At 62.5% G+C, this 16,374-nt stretch carries 14 protein-coding genes, 4 tRNA genes and 1 pseudogene; 3 read left to right on the top strand and 16 right to left on the bottom strand.

Features of this window, described 5'->3' with window-relative positions; genetic code table 11:
- Nucleotides 1–65 precede the first annotated feature (65 nt).
- The 7 genes from clpP to QQL85_RS07475 all read right to left on the bottom strand — a co-directional run bounded on the left by clpP (nt 66) and on the right by QQL85_RS07475 (nt 3,258).
- Complete coding sequence (gene clpP / locus QQL85_RS07505; RefSeq protein ID WP_012271562.1) at nt 66–707, bottom strand: ATP-dependent Clp endopeptidase proteolytic subunit ClpP; 642 nt, start codon at nt 705–707, stop codon at nt 66–68.
- 90 nt (nt 708–797) lie between these two features.
- Complete coding sequence (gene tig, locus QQL85_RS07500; RefSeq protein ID WP_284355853.1) at nt 798–2,111, bottom strand: trigger factor; 1,314 nt, start codon at nt 2,109–2,111, stop codon at nt 798–800.
- 247 nt (nt 2,112–2,358) lie between these two features.
- On the bottom strand, nt 2,359–2,658 hold the full coding sequence (locus QQL85_RS07495) for a DUF6388 family protein (protein ID WP_284355852.1): 300 nt from the start codon (nt 2,656–2,658) through the stop codon (nt 2,359–2,361).
- A 157-nt stretch (nt 2,659–2,815) separates the two neighbouring features.
- Nucleotides 2,816–2,891, bottom strand: a tRNA-His gene (locus QQL85_RS07490).
- A 36-nt stretch (nt 2,892–2,927) separates the two neighbouring features.
- Nucleotides 2,928–3,012, bottom strand: a tRNA-Leu gene (locus tag QQL85_RS07485).
- A gap of 52 nt (nt 3,013–3,064) precedes the next feature.
- Nucleotides 3,065–3,140, bottom strand: a tRNA-His gene (locus QQL85_RS07480).
- A gap of 41 nt (nt 3,141–3,181) precedes the next feature.
- A tRNA-Arg gene (locus QQL85_RS07475) sits at nt 3,182–3,258 on the bottom strand.
- A gap of 271 nt (nt 3,259–3,529) precedes the next feature.
- Between QQL85_RS07475 and folD the strand changes: the two genes are divergently transcribed.
- Nucleotides 3,530–4,384 carry a bifunctional methylenetetrahydrofolate dehydrogenase/methenyltetrahydrofolate cyclohydrolase FolD gene (folD, locus tag QQL85_RS07470; RefSeq protein ID WP_284355851.1) on the top strand — a complete coding sequence of 285 codons (855 nt, stop codon included), beginning with the start codon at nt 3,530–3,532 and terminating at the stop codon, nt 4,382–4,384.
- Between the two features lie 124 nt (nt 4,385–4,508).
- On the opposite strand, the gene QQL85_RS07465 is transcribed toward folD, so the two are convergent.
- Genes QQL85_RS07465 through QQL85_RS07440 form a run of 6 tightly spaced genes read right to left on the bottom strand, consistent with a single transcriptional unit; the run spans nt 4,509 to nt 10,428 of the window.
- A complete protein-coding gene (locus QQL85_RS07465; RefSeq protein ID WP_284355850.1) occupies nt 4,509–6,248 on the bottom strand; it encodes an ABC transporter substrate-binding protein in 1,740 nt (579 codons plus the stop codon).
- Between the two features lie 39 nt (nt 6,249–6,287).
- The gene (locus QQL85_RS07460) at nt 6,288–6,560 is read right to left on the bottom strand and encodes a DUF2160 domain-containing protein (RefSeq protein ID WP_284355849.1); all 273 of its coding nucleotides are present in this window, start codon (nt 6,558–6,560) and stop codon (nt 6,288–6,290) included.
- Between the two features lie 12 nt (nt 6,561–6,572).
- Complete coding sequence (locus QQL85_RS07455) at nt 6,573–7,373, bottom strand: carbohydrate ABC transporter permease (RefSeq protein ID WP_284355848.1); 801 nt, start codon at nt 7,371–7,373, stop codon at nt 6,573–6,575.
- A 3-nt stretch (nt 7,374–7,376) separates the two neighbouring features.
- Entirely contained in the window at nt 7,377–8,240 is an 864-nt protein-coding gene (locus QQL85_RS07450; RefSeq protein ID WP_284355847.1) for a carbohydrate ABC transporter permease, read from the bottom strand.
- A complete protein-coding gene (locus tag QQL85_RS07445) occupies nt 8,240–9,334 on the bottom strand; it encodes an ABC transporter ATP-binding protein (protein WP_284355846.1) in 1,095 nt (364 codons plus the stop codon). The genes QQL85_RS07450 and QQL85_RS07445 overlap by 1 nt, the downstream gene beginning before the upstream one ends.
- Entirely contained in the window at nt 9,334–10,428 is a 1,095-nt protein-coding gene (locus QQL85_RS07440; protein WP_284355845.1) for an ABC transporter ATP-binding protein, read from the bottom strand. The genes QQL85_RS07445 and QQL85_RS07440 overlap by 1 nt, the downstream gene beginning before the upstream one ends.
- Nucleotides 10,429–10,651: 223 nt before the next feature.
- On the opposite strand from QQL85_RS07440, the gene QQL85_RS07435 reads away from it, so the two are divergent.
- Nucleotides 10,652–12,400 carry a sigma-54-dependent Fis family transcriptional regulator gene (locus tag QQL85_RS07435; protein ID WP_284355844.1) on the top strand — a complete coding sequence of 583 codons (1,749 nt, stop codon included), beginning with the start codon at nt 10,652–10,654 and terminating at the stop codon, nt 12,398–12,400.
- Nucleotides 12,401–12,443: 43 nt separating this feature from the next.
- On the opposite strand, the gene QQL85_RS07430 is transcribed toward QQL85_RS07435, so the two are convergent.
- The 3 genes and pseudogenes from QQL85_RS07430 to QQL85_RS26735 form a co-directional block, all read right to left on the bottom strand.
- Complete coding sequence (locus tag QQL85_RS07430) at nt 12,444–14,132, bottom strand: putative bifunctional diguanylate cyclase/phosphodiesterase (protein WP_284355843.1); 1,689 nt, start codon at nt 14,130–14,132, stop codon at nt 12,444–12,446.
- 13 nt (nt 14,133–14,145) lie between these two features.
- The gene (locus QQL85_RS07425; protein ID WP_434482154.1) at nt 14,146–15,345 is read right to left on the bottom strand and encodes a methyl-accepting chemotaxis protein; all 1,200 of its coding nucleotides are present in this window, start codon (nt 15,343–15,345) and stop codon (nt 14,146–14,148) included.
- Nucleotides 15,346–15,381: 36 nt separating this feature from the next.
- Nucleotides 15,382–15,711, bottom strand: a pseudogene (locus tag QQL85_RS26735) (PAS domain-containing protein); the annotation flags it as partial.
- Nucleotides 15,712–15,977: 266 nt separating this feature from the next.
- Between QQL85_RS26735 and QQL85_RS07420 the strand changes: the two are divergent.
- On the top strand, nt 15,978–16,292 hold the full coding sequence (locus QQL85_RS07420; RefSeq protein WP_025754409.1) for a helix-turn-helix domain-containing protein: 315 nt from the start codon (nt 15,978–15,980) through the stop codon (nt 16,290–16,292).
- The last annotated feature ends 82 nt before the right edge of the window (nt 16,293–16,374 follow it).

Genomic DNA, 16,374 nt, shown 5'->3' with positions numbered 1-16,374 from the left:
AATTGCGGGCTTTTTCAAGTCCGCAGGTAGGCGCTTTCCGCGCCTACCTGCTCTGACACCCCGGTTCAGGAGGCCAGTTGCCGCTTGTCGTAGACCGAGTCGATCAGGCCGTACTCGGCCGCGCGCGAGGCGCTCATGAAGTTGTCACGCTCAGTATCACGCTGAATGGTCTCAAGGTCCTGGCCGGTGTGGTAGGCCAGCAGCTCGTTGAGACGCGCCTTGATGCTGAGGATTTCCTGGGCGTGGATCTGGATATCGGTAGCCTGGCCCTGGAAGCCGCCCAGCGGCTGGTGAATCATCACCCGCGAGTTAGGCAGGCAGTGACGCTTGCCCTTGGCACCAGCGGTCAACAGGAAGGCACCCATGCTGCAGGCCTGGCCGATGCAGATGGTCGAGACGTCCGGTTTGATGAACTGCATGGTGTCGTAGATCGACATGCCAGCAGTCACCGAGCCACCCGGGGAGTTGATGTAAAGATGGATATCCTTGTCCGGGTTTTCCGCCTCGAGGAACAGCATCTGCGCCACTACCAGGTTGGCCATGTAGTCTTCTACAGGACCCACCAGGAAGATCACTCGCTCCTTCAACAGGCGCGAGTAGATGTCATAGGCGCGTTCGCCACGGGCGGACTGCTCGATAACCATCGGGACCAAGCCGCCTGCGGCCTGGATGTCAGAGCTCTGCTGAATATAAGAATTGCGGGACATGTCCTGCGCTCACTCCCAAAAGTCATGGCTTGATAACGCACAAGCCAGCTCGAAGGCTGGCTTGTGGGGGCTTCCTACGAGAAAACCGTATTACTCAGCTTCGGCAGGCGCCTGGGCTGGTTTAACGGCATCTTCGTACGAGACCGACTTGTCGGTCACAGTCGCTTTCTGCAGAACAGTATCTACAACTTGCTCTTCCAGCACAACCGAACGCACTTCGTTCAGTTGCTGGTCGTTTTTGTAGTACCAGGAAATGACCTGCTCAGGCTCTTGGTAAGCCGAAGCCATTTCTTCGATCATTTCACGAACCTTGGCGTCGTCCGGCTTCAGCTCGAACTGCTTGACCACTTCGGCCACGATCAGGCCCAGCACTACGCGGCGCTTGGCTTGCTCTTCGAACAGCTCGACTGGCAGTTGCTCAGGCTTGATGTTGCCACCAAACTGCTGAACAGCCTGCACGCGCAGACGGTTGACTTCGTTTTCCAGCAGGGCCTTCGGCACTTCGATCGGGTTGGCAGCCAGCAGACCGTCCATGACCTGGTTCTTGACCTTGGTCTTGATCGCCTGGCGCAGTTCACGCTCCATGTTCTTGCGAACTTCGGTGCGGAAGCCTTCCAGGGTCGATTCCTTGATACCGAACTGGGCGAAGAACTCTTCGTTCAGTTCTGGCAGCACAGGGGCAGCAACGCTGTTGACGGTGATGGTGAACTCGGCAGCTTTGCCAGCCAGGTCCAGGTTCTGGTAGTCCTCTGGGAAGGTCACGTTGACAACGCGCTCTTCGCCAGCCTTGGCGCCAACCAGACCATCTTCGAAGCCTGGGATCATGCGGCCGGAGCCCAGCACCAGCTGAGTGCCTTTGGCCGAACCACCCGCGAATACTTCACCCTCTACCTTGCCAACGAAGTCGATGTTGACTTGGTCATCGTTCTGCGCAGCGCGCTCGACAGCCTCGAAACGGGTGTTCTGCTTGCGCAGCACTTCCAGCATGTTGTCCAGGTCGGCGTCAGCCACTTCGGCGCTCAGGCGCTCGACGTTGATCGACTCCAGGCCGGCAACGGTGAACTCTGGGAACACTTCGAAGATGGCGACGAACTCCAGGTCCTTGCCCTTTTCGAAGGATTTCGGCTCTACGGCCGGGGCACCCGCCGGGTTCAGCTTCTGCTCGACGATGGCTTCGTAGAAGGAAGCCTGAATCAGGTCACCGAAAGCCTCTTGACGGGCATCGGCTTCGAAGCGCTGACGAATCACGCTCATTGGCACCTTGCCTGGACGGAAGCCGGCAACCTTGGCGCGCTTGGCAGTCTGTTGCAGACGCTTGTTGACTTCGTTCTCGACGCGCTCGGCCGGAACGGCGATGGTCATGCGGCGCTCGAGAGCGGAAGTGTTTTCAACAGAAACTTGCATGGATATTCCTCGTTGCACAGACGTTAGCCGGCGTTAGCCCGACTCCAGAATCAAGGGCAAGCATTCTAGTGAGTCGCGCGGCAGAAGTCACCCCACTCGGGACGACGGGAAACCACGCCGGTCGATTAACTTTCAAGGCCCGCACGGCGCACCGCCAGGCCTGTTTCAATAAGGGCTGCACGACACCCGCGGCGCCCTGCAGCCGAAATACCTCGTCAAACAACTGCCAGTGACGAATTCGCTTCCTTTATTCAGGATCGATCTCGTTGTACTGACAGTATTCTTCCCACTCCAGCCCCAGCGCCTCAGCCACCTCGCGGTGCGTCTCCAGGCGCATGGCCTGCAGTTGCTCCGGGGTTTCGGCGATCAATTGCAGCGCCAGCTCCCAGGGCTGTATGCCCTGCTCCTCGGCTGCATCTTCGAACGCCCACTCGATCTGCTGAGCCTGCTCATGTGCATCAAGCTCGCGGATTTCTTCGAGCATCTGCGGATTGGCTTCGGCAAAGCGCTGCAGCGCCAAGGCCTGACGGGCTTCTTTTGCGATCATCGGGTTGTTCCTCTGCCGGCCAAACGGGCCGGTGTTTCAACCGGCTGAAATCTAACAGCTTTTATTGGGGTGTCACCAGAGGATTGCAAGGGGGAATACACAGCACGAAAACAAAAAAGGCGCCCGATCTCACGATCAAGGCGCCTTTTCAAGAATATGGGGTGGACGATGGGAATCGAACCCACGACAACTGGAATCACAATCCAGCGCTCTACCAACTGAGCTACGCCCACCATATTGCAGTGTTGCGGTACAGCCTTACAGAAGCATGGTGCGGACGAAGAGACTCGAACTCTTACAGCTTGCGCCGCTGGAACCTAAATCCAGTGTGTCTACCAATTTCACCACGTCCGCGTAACGCTTAAAACAAAGGCGCCAGATGCTATCGAGGCGCCCTTGAAGAATATGGGGTGGACGATGGGAATCGAACCCACGACAACTGGAATCACAATCCAGCGCTCTACCAACTGAGCTACGCCCACCATATTGCATTACCGCCTACTTGCTTGCCAAAGCTGCCTAATGGCGCACCCGGCAGGACTCGAACCTGCGACCATCCGCTTAGAAGGCGGATGCTCTATCCAGCTGAGCTACGGGCGCTTAAGCTTGAAGCCTAACCGAACGAGACAGTTAACAGGCAACTGTTAAACCACTCATTCTGCCCGACTTAGCCAACCAGTGCTAGGCTGTGCCCGACAAGTGCGGCGAATCTTATAGTCGACCCTGGATGTCGTCAACACCTTTTTCAAAAAAATTTAAATTATTTAAGGGGTTAGGGGATTTGCCCGACCACCCGCCTTTGCCCTTGGGCCGTGTCGTGCGAGAATGCGCCCTCTTTATTGTTTCCTTCTCGATGGTTAATCACGCGTCTATGACTGCACACCTAATCGATGGCAAGGCGATCGCCGCCAACCTGCGCAAGCAGATCGCTCAACGTGTCGTGGAGCGTCGCCAGCAAGGCCTGCGTACGCCGGGCCTGGCAGTGATCCTGGTCGGCACCGACCCCGCCTCCCAAGTCTATGTCTCGCACAAGCGCAAGGACTGTGAAGAGGTCGGCTTCATTTCGCAGGCATTCGACCTGCCCAGCGAAACCACGCAGCAGGCCCTGACCGAGCTGATCGACCGCCTCAATGACGACCCGGCTGTCGACGGCATCCTGCTGCAATTGCCGCTGCCGGCGCACCTGGATGCCTCGTTGCTGCTCGAGCGCATTCGCCCGGACAAGGATGTGGACGGTTTCCACCCCTACAACATCGGCCGCCTGGCCCAGCGCATCCCGCTGCTGCGCCCGTGCACGCCAAAAGGCATCATGGCCCTGCTGGAAAGTACCGGTCAGGACCTGTACGGCATGGATGCGGTGATCGTCGGCGCCTCCAACATCGTGGGCCGCCCAATGGCCATGGAACTGCTGCTGGCCGGCTGCACCGTCACCGTCTGCCACCGCTTCACCAAGGACCTGGCTGGCCACGTCGGGCGTGCCGACCTGGTGGTCGTGGCTGCTGGCAAGCCGGGCCTGGTCAAGGGTGAGTGGGTCAAGGAAGGCGCCATCGTCATCGACGTGGGCATCAACCGCCAGGAAGATGGCAAGCTGGTTGGCGACGTGGTCTACGAGACTGCCCTGCCACGCGCTGGCTGGATCACGCCAGTGCCGGGTGGCGTCGGGCCGATGACTCGCGCCTGCCTGCTGGAAAACACGCTGTATGCGGCGGAAGAGCTGCACAAGTAACACGGCGTAATGCGAAAACGGCACCTCTGGCAGGTGCCGTTTTTTTTGCCTGTGGTTTATGCAGTGGCTTTGCCGGCCTCTTCGCAGGTTTACCCGCGAAGAAGCCAGCGCGGTGCCCAGCCGATCACTTCCTGGCCGCCTCCCACGATTTCAGCAGTTCGTTGTAGCTGACCGTCTCACCCTTGGGCTTCTCGTTGGCCAGCTTGGGCTTGGGTGCGCCAGGCTGGTCGAACCAGTACTGTGCATCCTTCTCAGGGTTCAGCTTGGGCGCACAGGTGGCCTGGGCATTGGAACGCTGCAAACGTTCCATCATGCGGTCCTGGTCCCGCGCCAGGCCATCCAGCGCTTCCTGCGGGGTCTTCTCACCGCTGGCCACTTCGGCGATGTGGCTCCACCACAGCTGCGCCAGGCGCGGGTAATCCGGCACATTGGTGCCGGTGGGCGTCCACTGCACCCGCGCGGGGCTGCGGTAGAACTCCACCAGCCCGCCAAGCTTGGGCGCCAGGTCGGTCATGGCCTGGGAGTTGATGTCAGACTCACGAATCGGCGTCAGGCCGACGATGGTCTTTTTCAGCGACACGGTCTTGGACGTGACGAACTGGGCATACAGCCACGCCGCCAGGCGTTGCTTCTCGGGGGTAGACTTGAAGAACGTCCATGAGCCGGTGTCCTGGTAGCCCAGCTTCATCCCCTCCTCCCAGTAAGGCCCCTTCGGCGAGGGCGCCATGCGCCACTTCGGTGTGCCGTCGGCATTCACCACCGGTAATCCGGGCTTGGTCATGTCGGCGGTAAACGCGGTGTACCAGAAGATCTGCTGGGCTATGTTGCCCTGCGCCGGCACCGGGCCTGCTTCGGAGAACGTCATGCCCTGGGCTTCCTTGGGGGCGTAGGCACGCATCCAGTCCACGTACTTCTGCGTGGCATACACGGCAGCCGGGCCATTGGTGTCACCGCCACGGGTTACGCTGGAGCCGACCGGGTGGCAGTCCTCCACGCGAATGCCCCATTCATCCACCGGCAGGCCATTGGGCAGCCCCTTGTCGCCACCACCAGCCATGGAGAACCAGGCATCAGTGAAGCGCCAGCCCAGCGATGGATCTTTCTTGCCATAGTCCATGTGACCATAGACGCGCTTGCCGTCGATTTCCTTGACGTCTTCGGTGAAGAACTTGGCAATGTCCTCGTAGGCCGACCAGTTCACCGGCACACCCAGCTCGTACCCGTATTTCTCCTTGAACTTGGCCTTCAGTTCCGGCCGCTCGAACCAGTCGGCACGGAACCAGTACAGGTTGGCGAACTGCTGGTCAGGCAGCTGGTAGACCTTGCCGTCTGGCGCGGTGGTGAAGGAAATGCCGATGAAGTCCTTCAGGTCCAGGGTCGGCGAGGTGTAGTCCTTGCCCTCATTGGCCATCAGGTCGGTGATCGATTCCACCTTGCCGTAGCGAAAGTGCGTACCGATCAAGTCGGAGTCGTTGACCCAGCCATCGTAGATGTTCTTGTCCGATTGCATCTGCGTCTGCAGTTTCTCCACGACGTCGCCTTCCTGCAGCAGGTCGTGGGTCAGCTGGATGCCGGTGATTTCGCTGAAGGCCTTGGCCAGCACCTTGGACTCGTACTCATGGGTGGTGATGGTTTCCGACACCACGTTGATCTTCATGCCTCGGAACGGCTCAGCCGCCTTGATGAACCACTTCAACTCGGCCATCTGCTGCTCAGGGGTAAGGGTCGAAGGCTTGAACTCGCTGCCAAGCCATTTCTTGGCCGCGTCCTCGTACTGATCGGCCCAGGCTGTGCCATGCACGCTGGCCAGTACCAGCAACGCGGCCAGGGTCAAATGTCGCGTGTTGTGCTTGTTATCGAACATTGTGATCTCCCGTTTCAGTTATTCCACAGGGCCGCTCGCTCAGCCCCAGCGCAGCACCACCACCAGCCACGCCAGCGACAACAGCGAGGCCACCCACAATGGCCAGTCGCTGACACCGACCACCAGCAAATGCAGGTAGGCGCTGGCCAACAGGCCGATGAACAAGCGGTCACCGCGACTGGTGACCAGCGGCAAGAAGCCCCGTCGTTCCACGCAGGGTCGGCGCAGTTCAAGCAGGCTCATGCCCAGCAGCAGCAGGCCAACGGCGACGAAGAACAGCGCCGTCGGCAAGGTCCAGGCCATCCACTCCATGCGTTGCCCTCCTCACACCCGGCCCAGGGCAAAGCCCTTGGCCACATGGTTGCGCACGAACCAGATCACCAACATGCCCGGCAAGATGGTCAGTACCCCCGCCGCCGCCAGCACACCCCAGTCGATGCCTGATGCCGACACGGTGCGCGTCATCACCGCGGCTATCGGCTTGGCATTCACCGAGGTCAGGGTGCGCGCCAGCAGCAACTCCACCCAGGAAAACATGAAGCAGAAGAACGCCGTGACGCCGATGCCAGAGCCGATCAGCGGAATGAAGATCTTCACGAAGAAGCGCGGGAAGCTGTAGCCGTCGATGTAGGCCGTTTCGTCGATTTCCTTCGGCACGCCCGACATGAACCCTTCCAGGATCCACACCGCCAGCGGCACGTTGAACAGGCAATGGGCCAGGGCCACGGCGATATGGGTGTCGAACAGGCCGATCGACGAGTACAGCTGGAAGAACGGCAGCAGGAACACCGCCGGGGGCGCCATGCGGTTGGTCAGCAGCCAGAAGAACAGGTGGCGGTCGCCGAGGAAGCGGTAGCGCGAGAAGGCATAGGCCGCCGGCAACGCCACCAGCAGCGAGATCAGCGTATTCAGGCACACATAGTACAGCGAGTTGATGTAGCCGCTGTACCAGCTGGCATCGGTAAAGATCACCTGGTAATTGTCGAGGGTAAACGCCTGCGGCCACAGGGTCAGGCCGCCAAGGATCTCGGTGTTGCTCTTGAACGACATGTTCAGCAGCCAATAGATCGGCACCAGCAGGAAGAAGAAGTACAGCAGCAGGGCCAGCGTTTTGCGCGTACTCATGGGCTACTCCTTGTCGGCATGGGTCATGGCTGTGTAGAACAGCCACGACACCAGCAGGATGATCAGGAAGTACACCAGCGAGAACGCCGCCGCCGGGCCCAGGTCGAACTGCCCCACGGCCATGCGCGTGAGGGTCTGGCTGAGGAAGGTGGTGGCATTGCCGGGCCCGCCACCGGTCAGCACGAACGGCTCGGTGTAGATCATGAAGCTGTCCATGAAGCGCAGCATCACCGCGATCAGCAGCACGTTCTTGAGCTTGGGCAGCTGGATATGGCGGAACACCGCCCAGCTTGAGGCGCGGTCGATACGCGCAGCCTGGTAGTACACGTCGGGGATGGCGCGCAGGCCCGAATAGCACAGTAATGCCACCAGCGACGTCCAGTGCCATACGTCCATCACCAGCACCGTAAGCCACGCGTCGAACGGGTCGCCAGCGTAGTTGTAGCTGACCCCGAGCTTGGCCAGGGTAGCGCCGAGCAGGCCGATGTCGGCACGACCGAAGATCTGCCAGATGGTGCCCACCACGTTCCACGGAATCAGCAGCGGGATGGCCATGACGATCAGGCACACCGAGGCCATGCGCCCCTTGGTCGGCATGGTCAAGGCAATGCCTATGCCCAACGGTATCTCGATCAGCAGCACGCAGGCGGAGTAGATGAACTGGCGCAGCAGCGCATCCTGCAAGGCAGGATCACGCAGCACCTGGCGGTACCAGTCGGCGCCGACGAAGTAGCGGTTGGACTGGTCAAAAATGTCCTGCACCGAGTAGTTGACCACCGTCATCATCGGCACCACCGCACTGAACGCCACCAGCAGGAACACCGGCAGCACCAGCCACCAAGCCTTGTTGTTCTGGACCTTGTTCATCAGCCAGTCTCCAGCAGTACATCGTCGACGTACAGCATCAGCCATTGCGAAGGCAGGCTGACCCAGGCCTGATCCACGGGCAACGGGCGGTCCTCGCCCAGGCGCGCCTTCAGCGCGACACCGCCCAGTTCGACGGTGACAATGCGGTAGGTGCCCAGGTCTTCGACATCCAGCACGCGTGCTGGGTAAGCCCCATCGAACGGGCTGTCCCACAACTGTACGAATTCTGGCCGGATGCCTACTTGCAAGCGCCCGCCCGCCGTTGCCGCCAGGCGTTCGCGCAGGCCGTCGGGCAGTGCCAGGTGGACATCGCCAAACACCACCCCATCCGCTTCGGCGCGCACCTCGATCAGGTTCATGCCCGGGCTACCGATGAAGTAGCCGACAAAGGTATGCCGGGGCCGCTCGAACAGTTCACGCGGGGTGCCGAACTGGACGATGCGCCCACCGTGCATCACCGCGATCTTGTCAGCGAAGGTCGATGCCTCCAGCTGGTCGTGGGTGACGTAGATCATGGTGATGTTGAATTGCTCATGGATCTGCTTGAGCTTGCGCCGCAGCTTCCACTTCAGGTGTGGGTCGATTACCGTCAGCGGCTCGTCGAACAGGATCGCCGACACGTCGTCGCGCACCAGGCCGCGGCCCATGGAGACTTTCTGCTTTTCGTCGGCGCTGAGGTTGTGCGCCTTCTTGCGCAGCACGGCAGACAGGTCGAGCACCTCGGCAATTTCTTCCACCCGGGCCCGCACACGGGCTTCACCCAGCCCCTGGTTGCGCAACGGGAAGGCCAGGTTGTCGAACACCGTCATGGTGTCGTACACCACCGGGAACTGGAACACCTGGGCGATGTTGCGCGCCTGTGGCGACAGCTGGTTGACCGGTTTGCCGTCGAACAGCACTTCGCCATGGGACGGCGTCAGCAGCCCGGAAATGATGTTGAGCAAGGTCGACTTGCCGCAGCCCGACGGCCCAAGCAACGCGTAGGCGCCGCCCTGCTCCCAAACATGCTCCAGCGCGTGCAGGGCATAGTCCGCCTCGCTGGCGGGCTGGCGGCTGTAGCTGTGCGCCAGTTGGCGCAGGCGGATCTCGGCCATCACCCTCTCCTTGCCTGGCGCAGCCCCGGGGCCTGCACCAACGCCCCGGCGCTGTCGAAGACGAACAGCTTGTGGGTGGGGATAAATACGCGGATCGGCGTATCCACCTGGTACTCGTGCACCCCGGGCAGGTGCAGGATCATGCGCCAGTGTTCGTTGCGCACATGCAGAAAAGTCTCCGAACCACTGATCTCGGCCAGCTCGACCAGCACCGCCAGCTCCAGGTCATCGTCATGGGCCGGCACCAGGGTGATATGGCTGGGGCGCACGCCAAAGCGGTAGTCGCCCTCGGCAAGCGGCTGCAAGTCGGCATTGCGGGCAAAGTGCACGGCCTGGGCCAGGCTCACCTCATTGCCACTGATACGGCCAGGCACCAGGTTGATCGGCGGCTCGGAGAACAGCTCGGCAGCCAGCACGCTGCCTGGGCGCTGATACACCTCGGTGGTGGGCCCGCTCTGGACGATGCGACCCTCATGCACAAGGGTGGTGGTGCCGCCCAGCGCCAGCGCCTCGTTGGGCTCGGTGGTGGCGTACACGGCAATGCAATGGCGCGCCGCGAACAGCGCGCGCAGCTCCTGGCGCAGGCCTTCGCGCAATTTGTAGTCGAGGTTGACCAAGGGCTCGTCGAAGAGGATCAGCGAGGCATCCTTGACCAACGCACGGGCCATCGCCGTACGTTGTTGCTGGCCACCAGACAGCTCCAGCGGCAGGCGCTCAAGGTAGGGCTCGATGCGCAGCATTTCGGCGGTTTCATGCACCCGGCGGCGAATTTCCGGCTCGGCCATGCGCGCCTGGCGCAGCGGCGAGGCGATGTTTTCGTACACGCTCAAGGTCGGGTAATTGATGAACTGCTGATACACCATCGACACGTTGCGCTGACGCACCGGCACGCCGGTCACATCCTGACCATCCATCAGCACCCGGCCCCGGTCCGGGCGGTCGAGCCCGGCCATCAGGCGCATCAGGCTGGTCTTGCCGGCCAGGGTGCGGCCCAGAAGCACGTTGAACGAACCGGGCTCGAATCGCAGTGAAGCATCGACGATCCACGGCTGGTTGTCGACGCTACGGCTGACCTGCTCCAACACCAGGGACATGGCGTGTCCTTCTTGTCGTTGTTGTCTGCCGTGCTCAGCCAGTTCCGTGCCAGCTGCGCCCCAATGCTCTGGTCCGGGACCCGGACGGCAGCCTGGGTAAATCGCGGGTTCACAAGTGAACACAATCACTGAACAACTGAACACTCGCCGGTTTGACAATGAACACCCGTGAACAACACTCAACAGCGGTCCGCCCATAACAACAACCACACAGGACAGGCCCATGGCCGCATCCGCTTCGACCCATGCCCAACTGATCCAGGCCTCCTGGGCCCGTTGCCGCGAACATGGCCTGCACCCCCAGCACGCACCGGACTTCGACTGCCTGACCCGCGCCGAACTCAGCGCCTTGCTGGAGCGGCGCCAGGCCCTGCTGCGCCTCACCCGAGAGGAAGTGCTGCCGCAATACGCACATCTGCTCGGCAACGCCAGCTACCTGGTGATGCTGGCCGATGCCAGCGGCTGCCTGCTCGACAGCTGGGGCTCGCGGCGGTTCATCGAACCGCGTCAGCAGCACGGTTTCAGCGCCGGGGCCCATTGGCATGAGCGCGGCGTTGGCACCAATGCCTTGGGCACCACGCTGATTTGTGCCGAGGCCATTCACGTCGGCCAGGACGAGCACTTCCTGCGCCAGAACCGCTACATGTCCAGCGCCGCCGCCCCCCTGTTCAACGCTGCGCGACAGCTGGTCGGAGTGCTCGACGTGGCCAGCGACGGCTACCTGCCGGCCAGCCAGACGCTGGGACTGGTGCGCATGATGAGCCAGAGCCTGGAAAACCGCCTGATTCTCGCCGAACATGCCGACCAGCATGCGCAACTGATGTTCAACAGCGCTTCCGACAACCTCGACAGCCCTTGGGCCGGCCTGCTGGTGTTCGATGAGCGCGGGCAGGTGCTGGCCGCCAATCACCGGGCCGACAGCCTGCTGGGCGGTAACCCGCTGCGGCAGAACATCGAGCAGCTGTTCCAGTTGCCCCTGCAGCAGTTGCTCAGCCATCCCCGGCAACAGCCCTTCGCCCTCCAGGCCACCGGGCGCAACCGCTTTCATTGCCAGTGGCAGCCGCCACGCGAGGCGCCCCGCCGCGCCGAGCCCGGCAATGGTGAGCCGCGCCTGGAAAAGGCGCGGGTACAGGCTGGCCTGCTGCTGGAAAAGGACATCCCGGTGTTGGTGCAGGGTGAAACCGGTGTGGGCAAAGAAGTGTTCGTAGAAACCCTGCATCGGACCAGCAGCCGGGCCAACCAGCCCCTGGTCGCCGTCAACTGCGCGGCTATCCCGGCCGAACTGGTGGAGTCGGAGCTGTTCGGCTACGACAAAGGCGCGTTCACCGGCGCCCACCACAAAGGCAATCCTGGGCTGATCCGCAAGGCCGACCACGGCATCCTGTTTCTCGATGAAGTCGGCGACATGCCGTTGCCAACTCAGGCCCGCCTGCTGCGTGTATTGCAAACGCGCAGCATCCAGCCGCTGGGCAGCGGCGAACCGGTGCCGGTGGATATCCGCGTGGTGTCGGCGAGCAACCGCGACCTGGCCGAAGAGGTGCGTGCCGGGCGCTTTCGTCAGGATCTGTATTACCGCATCGCAGGGCTGGCGGTGGTGCTGCCGCCGCTGCGCGAGCGTGCGGACCGGCGGCAGTTGATCGATCAGGTACATGCCCGCTACCGCGAGCCTGGGCAACCGGCACGGCTGCCCCCGGCCATTATCGAGTTGCTCGATCAGCACCCCTGGCCTGGCAATGTGCGCGAACTGGTCAGTGTGCTGCAGGTGGCACTGGCCTTGGCGGGCAACGGGCCAGTCGGCGTCGAGCACCTGCCTGCGGGTTTTCTGACCGAGTTGCAGGTGCCCGTGCGGGTGGCGACTGAAGCGGTAGACCTGCAAACGCTGGTTGAACAAGCCAATGGCAACCTGTCAGCAGTGGCGCGCGGCCTGGGGATCAGCCGGACCACCCTCTACAAGCGACTGCGTGAGCGTTGAATCTATTGCCTTGAAGCCCGTGGCCGATGCGGTGCACGGCCGCTCAAGGATCACGCCACTGCACCGGCTGCCGGTAAGCCTGTGCCCAGGTTTGCACTTCACTGGCCGGCATCGGCCGGGCAATGCAGTACCCCTGCGCCAGCTCGCAGCCCAGCCCCATCAGCACCCGCCCGTGCTCGACACTTTCCAGCCCCTCGGCGATCACCTCGCGGCCAAACGCCCGCGCCAGGCCGATCACCGCCGCAGTCAGCGCCAGGTCGTCCTGGTCATGGAGGATGTCACGCACGAACGACTGGTCGATCTTGATCGTCTGGGTCGGCAAGCGCTTCAGGTAACTCAACGACGAATAGCCGGTGCCGAAATCGTCCAGTGAGAAGCGCACGCCCAATGCACGACAGGCGTCCAGGCAACGGCTGACGTGCTGCAGGTTGTCGATGGCCACTGACTCGACGATTTCCAGGTCCAGCCGCGCCGGGTCCACCGCCGGGTACTCTGCCAGCAGCTGCTGTAGGCGCTCAGCAAAGTCACTGCGCTGTAAATGCCGCGCGGCGATGTTCACGCTCAACGACCAAGGCTGCCCCTGCTGCTGCCAGGCCTGCAACTGGCTCAATGCCTGGCCGAGCACCCACTCGCCGATTTCGACGATCAGGTCGGTCTGCTCTACCCAAGGCAGGAAATCGCCGGGCGGCACCACGCCACGGCCTGGTCGGCGCCAGCGCAGCAAGCCCTCGAAGCCCAGCACCTGGCCGCTGCGCAGGTTGACCTTAGGCTGGTAGTAAAGGCACAGCTCACGGTTATCAAGGGCCCGTCGCACCCGCGCGACCGTCTGGTGAGTGGCCTTGAGTTCCTGCTCCTGCGACACGTCGAACACATGATAGCGGTTGCGTCCGCGCTGCTTGGCCACATACATGGCCTGGTCGGCATGGCGCACCAGGGTGTCGGCATCTTCGTCATCCTGCGGGTACAGAGTCACGCCGATACTGGCGCTGAGCGACAGCGTGTGCCCCCGTACCGCACAGGGGGCCGCCAATGCCCGCAACACCCGCCGCAGGGCGGCATGCAGCTTTCGCTCATCATCGACATCGCGCAGGATCAGCACGAACTCGTCGCCCGATAGCCGGGCCACGGCGTCACCACCGCGCAGGATGCGCTTCAGGCGCTGCGCCACTTCCACCAGCAGCAGGTCGCCCACGGCATGCCCGTAGCCGTCGTTGACCGCCTTGAAGCCATCCAGGTCGAGCATGCACACCGCCAGCGGGATGTCTTCGCGCCGCGAGTAGGCCAGGGCCTGGTTCAACAGGTCGGACAGGTAGGCGCGGTTGGGCAGGCCAGTGAGCACATCGTGTCCCACCCGCCACTGCAAGGTATGCAGCAGTTGGCGCTTCTCGGTGACGTCAAAGCGGATCGACACATACTTGCGCACCAGGCCGGTCAGCGGGTCGACCAATGGCACCATGGTGCTGTCGACCCAGTACAACGAACCGTCCTTGGCCCGGTTGCAGATCTCGCCCTTCCACACCCGCCCGGCGGCCAGGGCCCGCCACATACCGACAAAGAACGCCGGCTCGTGCAGGCCGGAATTGAGGATGCGGTGGTTGGCACCCAGCAGCTCCTCGCGGCTGTAGCCCGAGATGCTGCAAAACTGCTGGTTGACGTAGGTGATGTTCCCACGCAGGTCGGTTTCCGAAAAAATCGCGGCCGCGTCCACGGCCGCGCGATAGATATCATCCATTAAGCATCCTGCCTTAGCGGTTGAAGCGCTCCACCAGGGCGCGCAATCCGGCGCACACCTGTTCCAGTTCGGCACCGCGCGAGGCGGCGGCGTTGGCGCTGTGGGCGCTGTGCTGGGCAATACCGGCTACGCCGTTGATCTGCCGCGAAACGTCTTCAGCCACCGCCGACTGTTGCTGCGAGGCGGTCGCCATCTGTTGACTCATGTCGCTGATGCGCTGCACCGCGTCGCGAATGCCATGCAGCGCCTGGCGGGCTTCCTGCACCTGGGCAACGCCTTGCTCGGCACCGTCGATGCCCTGGCTGGCGATCGCTACGGCTTCTTCGGCGCCGCTGCGCAGGGCATCGATGATGGCCTGGATGTGCAGGGTCGACTGGCGGGTCTTGTCGGCCAGCGCCCGTACTTCATCGGCGACCACGGCAAAGCCGCGCCCTTGCTCGCCCGCACGCGCTGCCTCGATGGCGGCGTTGAGGGCCAGCAGATTGGTCTGCTCGGCAATGCCGCGGATCATTCCGGTAGCCTCGGCGATGGCACCGGTCTGACCGGCCAGCTGGCTGACCGCCTGGTTAATCTGCGTCACGGTGCTGGCCAGGGTACGAATGGCTGCGCCGCTGGCGTCAGCCACCTGGCTACCCTGCTCGGCCAGCAGGTGCGCAGTGTGTGCCTCGGCGGCGGTCAACTGGACGTGGTTGGCCACTTCGCCGATGGAGGCGGCCATCTGGTTCATCGCCGTGGCGCTCAGGTCGGTTTCGGCACGCTGCTTCAGCAATGCCGCCTCGGTGCTGCGCGACAACTGCCCGGCATCATGGGCGGCCACAGCCATTTGCACGGCTAGGTCGCTCAGCCGCGTCAAGGCGGTTTTCAGGCGCGCCTCTTCGCTGATCAGCATCAGTTGCAGTTGCCCGGCGGCACCGGGCAGGTCGCTGTAGGTCAAGGCTGCAACCGGGTCGGCGAAGGCCCCTTCGGCGCCTTGCACAACCTGCTGCAGCTGCCGGCCAAGGGCATCGCGTGCCCACAGGCCGTAGGCCAGGAACAGACCCAGGGTCAGCCCCTGCCCCACCAAGCCTGGCCACAGCTGGTTGGCGCCCAGTGCCAGCAGCCCGCCCGCCAGTGGCAAGGCCAGGGCCTGCGCCAGCAAGCTCAGACGGCGCGGCGCCGACAATGCCGCCTGGCCGTTGCGCAGGCGCGCGTACAGGGCTTCGGCGCGGACCACCTGCTCACGCGTGGGGCACACCCGCACCGACTCGTAGCCAACCACCCGCCCACCTTCGAGGATGGGCGTGACGTAAGCATTGACCCAGTAGTAGTCGCCATTACGGCAGCGGTTCTTGACGATGCCCATCCAGCTCTTGCCAGCTTTCAGGTAACGCCACATCAACGCGTACACCGCCGGCGGCATGTCCGGGTGGCGCACCAGGTTGTGCGGGCTGCCGATCAGCTCGGCCTCGCTGTAGCCGCTGATAGCAGCGAATTCGGGGTTGCAGTAGGTGATCAGGCTCGCGGTATCGGTAGCGGAAATCAGCCGCTGATCGGGGGGGAAACGTTGCTCGACCGGGGTAACCGGCAAGTTGAGGCGCACGATGAGACTCCATTCACTGACGTGCCGGCATTCAGCTCATCGACAGCCATCGGAACCGATCCGTAGCGATCCGCTCCAAATGGCAAATGCGCTTCCCGCCGTCAGGGCACGAGGCCGAACAACGCAGGGAAGGTGACGATGACTGACCGGTCAAGCCGTGAATTCTACGAAATTCATCACATAAATAAAACAAAGGTGATCGATCATGGCGTTGCGCCATGCTGATAGATATCGTTAAGTTCTTGATTCTAAATGGGAATTAAGTGATGACGAGATCAGCTTTGGGTACCGCCCTGCGCCGCTACCGCAAGCTGGCGGGCCTGACCCAGGCACAACTGGCCGAACGGACCGGCTTCGATCCCAAGACCATCAGCCGCTTCGAAACCAGCACCTATACCCCCAGCATCGATGCTCTCATGGAGTTCGCTCAGGTGCTGGGCGTCAAACCCAAGGACTTCTTCGCCGAGCCGGACGACGAAGAGGAGCAGCGCGCCTACCTGTTCGGCGTCATTCACAACGCCCCGCCCAAGGATCTTGGCAAGCTGATTGCAGCAGTGGAGCAGGCACTGGCCAAGCCCTGAACAAATTCGCGTCTACCCATTTCACGGCACGCACCGAACTAGAGCCTGGCAGGCCAGACTGCCCCATAACTGGTCAGACCGG

Source organism: Pseudomonas putida, assembly GCF_030159595.1.
Classification (GTDB): Bacteria; Pseudomonadota; Gammaproteobacteria; order Pseudomonadales; family Pseudomonadaceae; genus Aquipseudomonas; species Aquipseudomonas putida_AC.
This window is presented reverse-complemented; position numbering and strand designations above follow the sequence as displayed.

Bases quoted from the DNA above. Each gene is read 5' to 3' on its own strand.
- clpP (WP_012271562.1), bottom strand. From the start codon at position 707: ATGTCCCGCAATTCTTATATTCAGCAGAGCTCTGACATCCAGGCCGCA.
- tig (WP_284355853.1), bottom strand. From the start codon at position 2,111: ATGCAAGTTTCTGTTGAAAACACTTCCGCTCTCGAGCGCCGCATGACC.
- QQL85_RS07495 (WP_284355852.1), bottom strand. From the start codon at position 2,658: ATGATCGCAAAAGAAGCCCGTCAGGCCTTGGCGCTGCAGCGCTTTGCC.
- folD (WP_284355851.1), top strand. From the start codon at position 3,530: ATGACTGCACACCTAATCGATGGCAAGGCGATCGCCGCCAACCTGCGC.
- QQL85_RS07465 (WP_284355850.1), bottom strand. From the start codon at position 6,248: ATGTTCGATAACAAGCACAACACGCGACATTTGACCCTGGCCGCGTTG.
- QQL85_RS07460 (WP_284355849.1), bottom strand. From the start codon at position 6,560: ATGGAGTGGATGGCCTGGACCTTGCCGACGGCGCTGTTCTTCGTCGCC.
- QQL85_RS07455 (WP_284355848.1), bottom strand. From the start codon at position 7,373: ATGAGTACGCGCAAAACGCTGGCCCTGCTGCTGTACTTCTTCTTCCTG.
- QQL85_RS07450 (WP_284355847.1), bottom strand. From the start codon at position 8,240: ATGAACAAGGTCCAGAACAACAAGGCTTGGTGGCTGGTGCTGCCGGTG.
- QQL85_RS07445 (WP_284355846.1), bottom strand. From the start codon at position 9,334: ATGGCCGAGATCCGCCTGCGCCAACTGGCGCACAGCTACAGCCGCCAG.
- QQL85_RS07440 (WP_284355845.1), bottom strand. From the start codon at position 10,428: ATGTCCCTGGTGTTGGAGCAGGTCAGCCGTAGCGTCGACAACCAGCCG.
- QQL85_RS07435 (WP_284355844.1), top strand. From the start codon at position 10,652: ATGGCCGCATCCGCTTCGACCCATGCCCAACTGATCCAGGCCTCCTGG.
- QQL85_RS07430 (WP_284355843.1), bottom strand. From the start codon at position 14,132: ATGGATGATATCTATCGCGCGGCCGTGGACGCGGCCGCGATTTTTTCG.
- QQL85_RS07420 (WP_025754409.1), top strand. From the start codon at position 15,978: ATGACGAGATCAGCTTTGGGTACCGCCCTGCGCCGCTACCGCAAGCTG.